The organism is Janibacter indicus (assembly GCF_900176385.1).
GTDB lineage: Bacteria > Actinomycetota > Actinomycetes > Actinomycetales > Dermatophilaceae > Janibacter > Janibacter indicus.
The window spans coordinates 207,058-219,236 of the sequence record NZ_FWXN01000008.1 but is presented as its reverse complement, the minus strand read 5'-3'; the positions used below and the strand labels follow the sequence as shown (position 1 = coordinate 219,236).

Sequence of the window (12,179 nt, the reverse complement as noted above, 5' to 3'; positions counted from 1 at the left end):
CGACTTCCTCCACACCTACAATCACGACCGCGGCCACACCGCACTCAAAGGCGCCTCACCCGCACACCGCGTACCCAACCTGGCGGGTCAGTACAGCTAGCGTGGGGTCCATGACCACGCGCGCGACGACACCGGCGGCCGGGGACACCCCCGTCGGCCGGGTTCCCGGCCCCGACGGCGACCGGCGCGCCCACCTCGACCTGACCGGCGCCGGCTGGACCCTCACCAGCCCGTGGCGTCGCCCCCTTCGCGGTGCGTGGGCGCAGGCCGGCGGACTTGTCGACGGGCTCTCCCGGCTCGACCACGTCCACGCCCTGTCCGTCGAGGCCGAGCCCTCGGGGCCGGCACCCGACGCCGGGACGACCGCGGCGCTCGCCGACTTCGTCACCCGCGCCGTCGCCCGCGGCACCTTCGTCGTCGGCGACCTGCCCGCCGTCGTGGCCCGCCGGGTGCACGCGGTCGTGCCGGGCGCGGCCCACGGGCGGCCCGGCGACCTCGCCTTCGACGTCGCGGCGGTGCGGCAGCGGCGCCAGGTCCTCGCGCCGTTGGTGCACCACGAGCTGACCCCGACGATCTCCGTCCTGCTCGCGACCCGCCGCCCGCAGCTGCTCGGCGCGATCACGGCGATGATCCGGGCGCAGACCCTGCCCCCGCACGAGGTCGTCGTCGCCGTCCACGGCGGCGACCCCGATGCCCTGCCCGTGCCCGACCTCGGCGACATCGGGGTCACGGTCGTCGCCGCACCGGGCGACCGCAGCCTCGGCCACGCCCTGCAGCTCGCGGCCGACGCCGCCGACGGGCAGCTGCTCACCAAGATGGACGACGACGACCACTACGGCCCCGACCACCTGCTCGACCTGGCGATCGCCCGCCACGTGTCAGGGGCGCCGGTCGTCGGCAAGAGCAGCACCGTCGTGCACGTCGAGTCCCTCGACACGACCGTGCGCCGGGTCATCGGGACCCCCGAGTCGGCGGTCCACCGGGTGGCCGGCGGCACGATCCTCGTCGGCGCCGACGAGCTGCGCGACCTCGGTGGCTGGGCCGACGTCCCCCGCGCCGTCGACAGCGCGCTCATGCGGGCGGCGACCGCCGCCGGCGCGATGATCTACCGCCCGCACGACATCGGCTACGTCTACGTGCGGCACGCCGGCGACGGCCACACGTGGTCGGCCGACGCCGGGCACTTCCTCGCCAATGCCCGCGAGCAGTGGCTCGGACTGCTGCGGCACCCCGACTTCGGCACCTGAGCGGTCCGGCGTGTGGCGGCAGAGGGCCCCGGGCGCCCGTGACACACTGACTGGCTGTACGTCCCACCCGAGAGCGAAGGGCTGACATGGCTCCCCTTGTTGTGCACGTCACCGGTGCGCGTCCCAACTTCCCCAAGGCCGCCCCGGTCCTCGAGGCCCTGGCCGGATACGACGTCGAGCAGCTGCTCGTGCACACCGGCCAGCACTACGACGACAAGATGTCGGACGTTTTCTTCCGCCAGCTGGGCATCCCCAAGCCCGACGTCAATCTCGGTGTCGGTTCCGGCGCGCACGGCGCCCAGACGGCCAAGGTGATGATCGCCCTCGAGGAGCTCTTCACCGAGCGCCGCCCCGACCTCGTCGTCGTCTACGGCGACGTCAACTCCACCGTGGCCGCTGCCCTCGTGGCGAGCAAGCTCGGCATCACCTTCGCCCACGTCGAGGCCGGCCTGCGCTCCTTCGACATGACGATGCCCGAGGAGATCAACCGCCTCGTCACCGACAAGCTCTCGGACCTGCTCCTCACGACGAGCACCGACGCGATCGGCCACCTGGGCAACGAGGGCACCGACCCCGACAAGATCCACTTCGTCGGCAACCCGATGATCGACACCCTGCTCAAGAACAAGCCCCGCTTCGACGCCGACGCCGTGCGTCAGGAGGTCGGCATCGAGGGCGACTACATCGTCGCCACGCTGCACCGCCCGGGCAATGTCGACGACCCGCAGGACGTCAAGGCGCTCGTCGCCGCGATGCACGCCGTCGCCGACCAGGCGCAGGTCGTCATCCCGCTGCACCCGCGCGGTCGCGCCCGCCTCGAGGAGGCCGGCTTCCTCGACCACCCGGGCATGCGCGTCATCGACCCGCTCGGCTACATCGAGTTCATGGGCCTCGTCCGCGGTGCTGCCGCGGTCGTCACCGACTCCGGCGGTGTCCAGGAGGAGACGACGATCCTCGGCGTCCCCTGCCTCACGCTGCGTCCCAACACCGAGCGCCCCGTGACCATCACGCACGGCACCAACCAGCTCGTCACCCGCGAGATCCTCGCCGAGCGGGTCCGCGAGGTCCTCGCGGTCGGTCCCCTCAGCGAGTGGGACACCCCGCCGCTGTGGGACGGCCACGCGGGTGAGCGCATCGCCAAGGTGCTCGCGGCGTCCGTGTCCGCCGCCCGACGAGGCGAGGCGTGACCGCAGGACCAGGGGACACCGCGGCCACGGCCGAGGCCACGGAGGCCGCGGCGGAGGCGCACCACGGGGCGAAGGGGAAGAAGAACCTCCGTGGCGACATCGAGGGTCTGCGGGCGGTCGCCGTCGGCACCGTCCTGATCTATCACGTCGGCATCCCCTTCATGCCCGGCGGTTTCGTCGGCGTCGACATCTTCTTCGTCATCTCGGGCTTCCTCATCACCTCGCTGCTGCTGCGCGAGAGCGTCAAGACCGGCGGCATCTCGATCGCCGACTTCTACGCCCGGCGGGCCCGGCGCCTGCTGCCCGCGGCCTCGCTCGTGCTCATCGTGACCGCAGTCCTCGGGTGGGCGCTGCTGCCCGGGCCAGACCGGCTCAACCTCGGCACCGACGTCATCGCCGCGACCTTCTACGTCATCAACTGGGCGCTGGCCATCAGGTCGGTCGACTACCTGGCGGAGGACGCCGCCCCCTCGGCCCTGCAGCACTACTGGTCGCTGTCGGTCGAGGAGCAGTTCTACGTCGTCTGGCCGCTGATCATCATCCTCGGGCTCTTCGTCGCCCGGCGCACCCGGCTGCGGCCCAAGCCGCTGCTCTTCGGCGTGCTCGCGGTCATCGCCGCGGCCTCGCTCGCCTACTCGGTCGTGCACACCAAGAGCGACCCGGCGACGGCCTACTTCTACACGACGACCCGCGTGTGGGAGCTGGCGATCGGTGCACTCCTCGCCTTCCTCGTGCTGCGGCTCACCGCGCTGCCGCGCATCGCCGCCGAGGTCCTCGCCGGCGTGGGCCTGCTGCTCGTGCTGTGGTCGGCCTTCTTCCTCACCGGCAAGACGCCGTGGCCCGGCTCGTGGGCGCTCGCCCCGACCGTCGGTGCGGCCCTGATCATCGCCGCCGGCTGCGCCTCGCAGAGCACGGTCACCGCGCGTCTGCTGAGCCTGAAGCCCATGGTGTGGATCGGCGGCATCTCCTATGCGATCTACCTGTGGCACTGGCCGCTCATCACCATCGCCAAGCAGACCTGGCCTGAGGTGCGCATCCGCCACCTCGTGCTCATCGGCCTGCTCTCGATCGTCCTGGCCTGGATCACCAAGCACCTCGTCGAGGACCCGGTGCGCTTCCACCCCGGGCTGAGCGCCAAGGCCTCCCGCGGTCTGCTCTTCGGCGGCGCGTCCATGCTCGTCACCGCCCTCGTCGGCGGTGCGGTCTGGGCGACCGTGCCCAAGCTCGACGAGGACGCCCAGGTCCGGGGCGCCACCGCGCTCGTGGCCGACCCCGACAGCGACGCGTGGAAGGTGCGCGAGGACCTCGGCGACGTCGTGGCGACATCGGGCACGACCACCCCGGACCCGGCCGTCGCCCCCGAGGACGTCCCGCGCTACTACGACGACGACTGCCAGGTCCAGCCCGGCGACACCGAGGTCGACACGACCTGCGTCTACGGCGAGACCGACGGCGACCAGACGATCGCCATGCTCGGTGACTCCAAGATGGGGCAGTGGTTCCCCGCGGTCGAGGCCATCGCCAAGGACGAGGGGTGGCGCCTCGAGCTCTACCTCAAGTCGGCCTGCGCCTTCACCTATGACGGCGCCAAGGACGACTGCGAGGAGTTCGGCAAGAACGCCAACGCGCACTTCGACGTCGAGGGCGCTCCCGACATCGCTCTGGTCTCCCAGGGCGCGGGCAGCTCGCCCGAGCTGCGCGCCGGCATGACCGAGGCGATCAAGGAGCTGCGTTCCAAGGGCACCGAGGTCGTCGTCCTCGCCGACAGCCCCCGCCCGCAGGGGCAGGTCTACACCTGCGTGGAGGACAACCCCGAGGACTACTCGGCGTGCGACTTCCCCGCGGAGGGCAATGGCCGCAAGGGCCGCGGCTCCAAGCCGCTGGAGGCCGCCGCCGAGGCGACGGACACCCCCTTCGTCGACCTCAACCAGTGGATCTGCCCGCCGGGCGAGACCTGCCCGCCGGTCATCGGCGACTCGCTCGTCTACCGCCAGGGCAGCCACGTGACGGCGACCTACATCCGCACGCTCACCCCGATGCTCTACCGGGCCCTGGCTGCGGAGGACCTCACGGCGAAGAACTCGAGCGAGGTCTCCGTCGACGACATCCCCTAGCAGCACCAGCACGGCGAAGGGGGGCGCTCACCGCGAGGTGAGCGCCCCCCTTCGTCATGGGCACGGGCGGTCAGCCGAGGAGGCGGTGGTAGGCCTCGTCGGCGATCTTGGTGACATCGCTCCAGTCGCGCTCGGCGAGGACCCACTCGCGGGCCTGCCGGCCCATCCGCTCACGCAGCGCCGGGTCGTCGAGGTAGCGCGCGATCTGCCGGGCGAAGTCCTGGGCGTCGCCCTTGGCGAAGACCAGGCCGCGCTCGTCGGGCTTGACGATCTCGGTGAGGGCCGCGACCGAGCTGGAGATGCAGGCCTTGCCCATCGCCATCGACTCGAAGGGCTTGATCGGGCTGATCAGCTCGCACACCGGCAGCGGCAGACGCGGGAAGGGGGTGATCTGGAAGATCGACAGATAGCGGGCGACCTGCTCGTGCGGGACGCGCCCGGTGAAGGTGACGACGTCGAGGACGTCGAGCTCGCGGGCCATACGGTGCAGCTGCCCCTCGAAGTGCCCGTCGCCGACGATGATCACGGCGAAGTCGTCGCGGGTCTTCTTCAGCTCTGCGGCGGCGAGCAGCAGCAGGTCAAGGCCCTCGTAGTCGACGAGCCCGCCGGCGTAGCCGATGACCGTCTTGTCGCGCAGGCCGAGCTCGTCGAGCAGCTCCTGGTCGGGCTCACGGGGCTCGAACTGCGCGGTGTGCACGCCATTGGGCAGCACGGCGATCCGGTCGGCGGGGCCGCCACGACGGATCATCTCCTCGCGCAGCGCCTCGGTGATGACGAAGGTGAGGTCGGCCTGCTGCACGATGTGCAGCTCGAGGCCGGTCATGTAGCGGTAGGCGTCGGTGCGACCGAACTCGGGGTTGCGCGAGATCTTCATCAGGTCCTCGAGACCGCGCATCTCGTAGACGAAGGGGATGCCGAGCCGGCGGGCGGCACGCAGCCCGGCGAGGCCGTTGTTCTGGAAGCTGCTCGCGTGGATCAGGCCGGCGCGGTGCTCGCGGGCGACCTCCTCGAGGCGCTCGGCGAAGCGCTCGATGTAGCCGGCCATCGGGGTGGTCCGGTACTCGCGCTCGCCCGGCTCGAGCAGGCGGCGGTAGGTCATCGTGTCGACGACGTCGAAGGGCTCGACCTCGCGGGTGTCGCCCTGGCCCCAGAAGTCGTAGGGGAAGCCCAGACGGGTTGCGGCGAGCATGTCCCAGCCAAGGCCCTGCAGCCCGGTGAGGATGCCGTGGCTGCGGGTGGCGTAGCCGCCGGAGCGGTGCGGCAGCGACTGGGCGAGGACCGACAGGACGGCGCGCGGGCGGGGCTCGTAGGAGCGCTCGTGGGCCTCGTCGACGGGCCAGCCGGTGCGGCCGATGTGGATCTGGTCGGAGACCTGGTCGTGGGTGGCGCGCGACTTCTTGTGGCCGAGCTCGATGAGCCGCCCGGTGATGACCTGGGCGGTGTCCAGCCAGCCGGCGCGGGCGGCCCGCTGGGCCAGCGAGAGCGAGGTCTTGTTGGGCACGACGGCGATGGTCTCGAGGTCGTGCTCGCGGTAGAGCTCGCGCAGCTCGTCCCAGCCCTTGAGGTTGCCCAGGGCGCGGGTGGCCGAGCGGAAGCCGGCCTTGCCGCTGCGCCCGACCTCGAGGGCCGTGGCCCGCTGGTCGTCGGGCTCGCCCGCGGCACGGATCGCGGTCTCGGTGCGGATCAGCTCCAGCGAGTGCGAGGAGTGGCTGACCTTCCACCTGTCGACATTGGCGAGGAAGGCCTCGGCCTGGTCGACGTCCTGGGAGGTGTACCACCCGAGGAGCCGCTCGGCGTCCTTGGTCGTGCGCGGGGTCGTCGTCGCCGCGAGCTCGTTGACCCGGGTGATGAGGTCCTTGTGGTTGGCCCGCTGGGCCACGGCCATCGACAGGCCGATCGCCTCGGCGTCGGGCTCCAGGCGCACGGCCGCCCAGGCCTCCTCGACGGCTTCGTCGAGCTGGCCGAGGGACAGGTGCGACCAGGCGCGCAGGCCGTGGCCGGTGGCGCCGAGGGCCGACTCGGGGACCCTGGCCAGCAGGCGCAGCCCCTGCTCGAACTGCCGCCCCGACAGCACGAGCAACCGGGCCTGGGCGAAGATCGCCCGCTTGCCGACGGAGCCACCCTGGTTGGGCAGGGTCGCCAGCGGTTCGAGACGCACCCGGCGCACGACCGCGCGGGCGGCGCGCTTGCCCTGGGACTTCGCAGCTTTTTTGTCGATGGGGGCCAATGGGGGTCCTTGTCGTCGTCGGGGCGCGGGGTCGCCGCGGGTCAGAGGCTCACGTGGGTCGTCGGGTCACCGTAGAAGAGCAGGCGCCCGGTCGCGGTGAGGAAGGTCGAGTCGGTGACCGTCCAGGTGTGCGAGTGCCGGTCGTCGCCGCGCACCGACACGTAGTTGTAGCGGTCGCCGGAGTAGACGCGCACGCCCTGCTCCATCGAGCGGTCGAGGATGTCGGAGTCGACGGCGCGCGGGATGTCGCTGAAGCGCACCTCGCGGGCGACGTCACCGGCGAAGAGCATCGAGCCGCCCTGGATGCGCCGCTCGTAGCGGTGCTCGGAGTCGGGGTAGCGCAGGACGACGGCGCCGGTGGAGCGCAGCCACACGTAGTGCGCCCACTTCCCGACGATCCCGGCGTCGGTGTAGGCGAAGGCGGCGAGCAGGTCCGACAGGTAGCGCGGTCCGTAGATGTTGTCGTCGTCCATCTTGGCGATGTACTGCCCGCCGGCGGCGTCGACGCCGAGGTTCATGCACGCGCCGAGGGTGAGCGAGCCGTCGGCGTGGACGATCTGCAGGTCGCGCACGCCCGCCTCGGTGGCCCGGCGGCGCAGCTCGGCGTCGTCGGTGTCGAGGCCGTGCAGCACGAGGACGAGCTCGGTCGCCGGGTGGTCCTGACGGCCGAGGTTGGCGAAGACGTTGTCGAGCTCGTGGGTGCGGTTGGTCGGCACCACCGCGGAGATCGTCGCGGGGGCGATGGCGGGCACGTCGAGCCCGGCGGCGCCCGCGAGGGCGCGGGCGCGGTGGGCGAAGGTGTGCCCGGCGAGGACGGCGCGCTGCAGGCGCAGCCCCTCGCGGGCGACCAGCTCCTCTTGGTTGACCCGGGCGACGAGCTCGCTCCGCAGCGACTTGGCGTCCTCGACGCGGGGGACGAGCGCGTCGACCTCGGCGGGCAGGTCGGCGTGCGTGGTGGTGCCGACGACGGGGGTCTGCGCCGCGGCGGCGGCGACGGTGGTCCACGCGGCGGCCGGGGTGGTGGCCGACAGGTCGAGCAGCACCCGGGCGTCGCCGAGCGGGCGGTCGTCGCCGGCGCGCTCGGCGAGGGCCGGTGGAAGGGTGACGACGGAGGACTTGCCGGGTCGGCGGGTGAGGTGCGTGGCCGAGCGCTGCATCGGCGTGAGGGCGTCCGCCACGAGACGAAGGGAGGAGTCGTCACCCAGTCGGGACAGACCGTCGACGACGACGAGGGCGCCCGAGCGGCGGCGGGTCGTCGCGTCCCCACGGGCCGGGCCGAGGGCGCGCGGCTGGGCTGCGGGGGCCCAGTCGTGGACCTCGCCGCCGGTGGCGGCCAAGGCCTCGCGGGCGGCCGTCGTGGAGGTGCCGACGACGTCGACGTCCGCGACCCACGGGCCGGGGGCGGTGTCGTCGGTGACCCACAGGACCGACGGGACGCCGGCCCCCTTCGCCGCGGTGAGCAGGTCGGTGAGGGCGCTGCCGTCACCCCAGCCGGGGACGGAGCCCTCGAGGCCCTCGAGGAGGAGCAGGTCGGCGCCCTCGAGCGCCTCGGCGTGGCTACGGCGCTCGACGAGGCGCTGGTCCCACTCGGGAGCCAGCAGGTCGGCCAGGCGTGGGCTGGCGGCGACGGCGACGGTGAGCGCGAGGGTCGGCACGGGGGAGTGCGGCGCGGTCACGGTGGTCGCGGTGGTCGCGGTGGTCGCGGGCTCGCTGGCGGGCTCCGGCTCGGTCGCCGTCGGCGCGCTCGGTCGGGGCTTTGGTGCGGCGGCCGGCTCCGTCGGTGTCTGCGGTGACGCGGCCGGGCGGAGCTCGGCCAGTGCGGCACGTGCCGCCCGCCGCACGCGGAGGGGGATGGCAGCTGTCGTCGATCGGCTCACGAGCGGTCAGTCTTCCACGTCACCGTACCGGTCGACGAAGGGCGCGACGGCCCGGCGTGGTCAGCGCGAACCGGTGACGAGGTCGCGCAGCGGTGCCTCGAGCGCAGGTGCCGCGGCCCGCACGAAGGTGTCGGTGAGGTGCGACCCGTCGCGCTGCACGAGGACGTTGCCGAAGACCGGTCGGCAGGTACCGCCGGGGCACACGGCGTCGGTGAGGTCGACGAGGGTGGCGGCCCGGGCGCGCTCGGCCGCGGCGCGCATCGCCGGTGTCCCCATGCCCTCGGCCGAGTCGAGGATGCAGGCGTCGGTGTCGTCGCGGTGCTTCGCGACGCACTCGGGGGCGTTGCCGCCCCGGTCGACGGTGGGGGTGTCGGTGAGGGCCGCGACGGGGATCCCGGCGTCGGCGAGCTCGTCCCACCGGCTGACGAGGCTCCGTGTGGCAGCCCCGGTCGTAGGCGTCCGGGCGGTCGTCGAAGGCCTCCTCTGGGGCCGGTCGCAGTCCGTCGCCCGAGGGCGTCGGCGCGGCGGTGGCGGTGATGACGTCGGGGGCACTCGTTGGCCGCGGCCGAAAACGTCGAAGGGCGCCACCGCTGTGCGCTGGCGCCCTTCGAGACGAAGCTCCGGTGGACCTGGCTGGGTGCTTCTCAAACCCCCGCAAGCCTCTGCGGACGCTGATTCACCGCGTTCTTAGGGGGTCGAGGCCGTCGAGACCGGCGCGAGTGCGTGGTCCGATCATAGATGAGCGGGGCCCGGTCACGGAAAATTCGACGCAGAGTCAAACCCGTTTGAACGCCTCGACTCGCGCTGAACTGCTCGATGGCTATGCCTCGGGTGTCCCGGTGAGGCTGCTGGCGGAACGGTTCGGTGTGCATCGTTCAACGGTGCGCGAGATAGCCGCGAAGGCCAAGATCAGCCCGCGTCGACGTTCGCTCTCGGAGCGAGACGCGCAGGAGGCGACTCGCCTCTATACGGATGGGATGACGCTCGTCGAGGTCGCCGCTCGGCTCGGTGTCGGTGATGAGGCTGTGCGTGCCGCGGTGGTCGCCTGCGGCGGAACCATCCGCCCTCGTGGGCGGCGTGCCATGTGAAGCTTAAGGATCCGCTCGGTGTCGCTCATCTATGAGGATGATCTTGAGCTTCAGAACTGGCAATAACGTTGGCACGCTGCCAGTTCTAATCATTTGGTTCAAGCGATCGCAACTCTTCCTGAAGAACAGCAACGTCAGCAGCTGCCTTCCGCAGCATCGCCGCTCCACATTCAGCACAGTACCCCTTCTCCGGCGTTCCTGGGCCCGGCTCCTTCACGACGAATCTCGTATTGCCCTTCATGATTTCGTGGTTCTTGTTTCGAGAACATCGCGATAGCCGCTCAGCAGTCCTCACGGACAACTTCAACAACACTGATCTAGTCGCTGGCATCAGCGAGCTTCCCTTCAAGCTCGTTTTGAACGACATCGGCGATGTCATCCAGCATGGAGATTGCTCGCTCAAGCGCCTGAGTGTTCTGATCGCGACGCTCGTTGTTTTCGATCCCCAATTCAGTGTTCACCGCACGATTCATGAGTACAATCACCGCGGCCAAATTATTCTGTGCGCCGGTTCCTCCAAGGAGTGCGATGCGGCGTCCTGCGGCACGCTGTCCGAGCGCATCACAGATGCGATTGGCCGCCGACCGAGTTTGCTCATTGAGTCGCCGACGCAACATCTGGCGGTGTGCCTGAGGCTGGACTGGGATGCGCTCCGGAGTGTCTGGAACGGGACGGTGACGCGCCTGCCCAAGGCGTCGTTGAAGCTCGCTTCGGTCGAGGCCCAAGCTCTCAAGGTCTAGACCTTGTTCACGGAGGACGTTCATTGCGTTGTCGATCAGCGTGTCGTCAGCCGGGTCCAAGTAGGGGTCTGCGAGAAACCGATCAATGATCTCTTGAGTGACGTCCATGTCGTGAGCAAGGCGACGACGGCGCCCCGTAGAGTCGCTGTCGCCACCGGGTACTATCTCATCAGATTCGAGCCAGTCGTGAATCAGCTCTTGATCACCGCGGTCAATTGACTTGAAGTCATCCCAGAACCGATCAATGTTCAACCCGACATGTGAGACGATGACTCCTTGGTTGTCCGCATGCCCTGGAGCGTTCTGCACGTTTACTCTCATTGCACGCCCGACGAACTGAATATATGGACTAAGCGAACGGAAAGGACGGAACACTGCCGCAACAGACAAGCGCGGGTGATCGAATCCCTCACCGAGCATTTGAACTTGGACGATCGCATCAAGGGTGCCGTTTCGCAGTTCCCGGAGGACTTCTTCGCGTTCATCTGCGTTTTGTCCACTATGAATTTCTCGTGTATTGATGCCTCGCTCCTGGTAGAGGCCACGAATCTGTCTGGCGTGGTCGACCGAGCAGGCGACAGCAATCAGTTGATGCGGTAGGCCACCTTCTTGGAGATGGCGAAGCCACTGTATCGAATGGTCAACGATAGAGATGTTGCTCTGTGGTGCAAGGGCAACACCCTTGGAGTACCAGTCGTTCTCACGCATCTCCATAACTTCCGAGAGGGTGTGCTGGTATTCATCGCCACGATACGTGAAGTACAACTCGCTCGGCGCAACGTTCGACGACGTCATCTCCTTGATATAGCCGCACTGCATCGCATCTCGAAAAGTGTACTGGTAGATCGGCTCACCCTCGACGGGCTGTTCATCAGCGCGGAACGGTGTAGCGGTAAGGCTGAGAACGCGTGCCGACGGGAATCTCGCAAAGACGTTCTGCCAACTTGGCGCAGCATTGTGATGCCCCTCGTCGACGATGATCAGGTCGAAATAATCTTCGGAGAAATGAGGTAGCCATCGATCTGCACGTTCAGCTAGCTGGTGAATATTGGTGACCACGATGTGTGCGTCGTCGCAATCGCTGAGGTTGGCATCGGCGTCCAGAACCGCACGGAAAGGGCCGGCGCTCATGTCGGCCAGCACACCTGCTCTGCGGTAGAAGTTGTCCGAGCTGGAGACGTTGACGGCCTCTGCGATCTGATCGCGGATCGTCAGGTTGGGCGCTATGACAAGCACCCGGCCCCTCGCAATCCCAAATGGTAAGACCGAGATCAGCCCAGTCTTTCCGCATCCCACAGGAATTTGCTCGATAGCACGTTGACCTCCTCCGTTGAAGAACTCCATCGCAGAGGTCCAACCTTCTTGCTGAGGTTCACGGAGCGATTGGTTGCCTCTGATTGCAGCCGGCGTCTCCTGGAAAAGGGCTGCTATTTCGGTATTGGTCAGCATCTCTTATCCCTTAGAAGACCGAGGATCGTTACCTGGAGCGATAGTGTCTTGCTCACGGATCGTCCCTCGCCGCGACCGGACTTGGAGCTCGCCACCCCATCACCACTGAGAATCTCGCGGCCGCGTTTGATCCCATCGGATTGCGTAGGGGTGATAGCACTTGCCCGCTTGGCACCAGGTTTGCGCACCTCCCACTTTCCGTCGTCACGAGCCTGCACGAGGCGCTTGTTCGGCTTGCCCATTTGGGTTC

General features: G+C 69.2%; 9 protein-coding genes. 4 read left to right on the top strand and 5 right to left on the bottom strand.

What is annotated here, in order from left to right:
• Positions 1-110 precede the first annotated feature (110 nt).
• From B9B60_RS11525 to B9B60_RS11515, 3 genes are all read left to right on the top strand, one after another.
• Positions 111-1,247: a hypothetical protein gene (locus tag B9B60_RS11525; protein ID WP_084451553.1), complete on the top strand. Its 1,137-nt coding sequence runs from the start codon at positions 111-113 to the stop codon at positions 1,245-1,247.
• Positions 1,248-1,333: 86 nt separating this feature from the next.
• Positions 1,334-2,434: a non-hydrolyzing UDP-N-acetylglucosamine 2-epimerase gene (wecB, locus tag B9B60_RS11520; protein ID WP_084451551.1), complete on the top strand. Its 1,101-nt coding sequence runs from the start codon at positions 1,334-1,336 to the stop codon at positions 2,432-2,434.
• On the top strand, positions 2,431-4,548 hold the full coding sequence (locus B9B60_RS11515) for an acyltransferase family protein (protein WP_084451550.1): 2,118 nt from the start codon (positions 2,431-2,433) through the stop codon (positions 4,546-4,548). Before wecB ends, B9B60_RS11515 begins: the two co-directional genes overlap by 4 nt.
• A 70-nt stretch (positions 4,549-4,618) precedes the next feature.
• On the opposite strand, the gene B9B60_RS11510 is transcribed toward B9B60_RS11515, so the two are convergent.
• From B9B60_RS11510 to B9B60_RS16935, 3 genes are all read right to left on the bottom strand, one after another.
• Positions 4,619-6,775, bottom strand: coding sequence for a glycosyltransferase family 4 protein (locus B9B60_RS11510; protein ID WP_084451547.1), 2,157 nt, complete (start codon positions 6,773-6,775; stop codon positions 4,619-4,621).
• Positions 6,776-6,816: 41 nt separating this feature from the next.
• Positions 6,817-8,451 carry a glycosyltransferase family 2 protein gene (locus B9B60_RS17705; protein WP_143445550.1) on the bottom strand — a complete coding sequence of 545 codons (1,635 nt, stop codon included), beginning with the start codon at positions 8,449-8,451 and terminating at the stop codon, positions 6,817-6,819.
• Between the two features lie 261 nt (positions 8,452-8,712).
• Positions 8,713-9,240, bottom strand: coding sequence for an SGNH hydrolase domain-containing protein (locus B9B60_RS16935; RefSeq protein WP_143445549.1), 528 nt, complete (start codon positions 9,238-9,240; stop codon positions 8,713-8,715).
• Between the two features lie 251 nt (positions 9,241-9,491).
• On the opposite strand from B9B60_RS16935, the gene B9B60_RS11495 reads away from it, so the two are divergent.
• Positions 9,492-9,740, top strand: a complete 249-nt coding sequence (locus B9B60_RS11495) for a helix-turn-helix domain-containing protein (RefSeq protein ID WP_234993851.1) — start codon at positions 9,492-9,494, stop codon at positions 9,738-9,740.
• A gap of 317 nt (positions 9,741-10,057) precedes the next feature.
• Here the strand turns inward: B9B60_RS11495 and B9B60_RS11490 are convergent, their stop codons facing one another.
• Positions 10,058-11,929, bottom strand: coding sequence for a DEAD/DEAH box helicase (locus B9B60_RS11490; RefSeq protein WP_075866886.1), 1,872 nt, complete (start codon positions 11,927-11,929; stop codon positions 10,058-10,060).
• A complete protein-coding gene (locus B9B60_RS17855) occupies positions 11,923-12,171 on the bottom strand; it encodes a DUF2188 domain-containing protein (RefSeq protein ID WP_083669149.1) in 249 nt (82 codons plus the stop codon). The genes B9B60_RS11490 and B9B60_RS17855 overlap by 7 nt, the downstream gene beginning before the upstream one ends.
• Positions 12,172-12,179 lie beyond the last annotated feature (8 nt).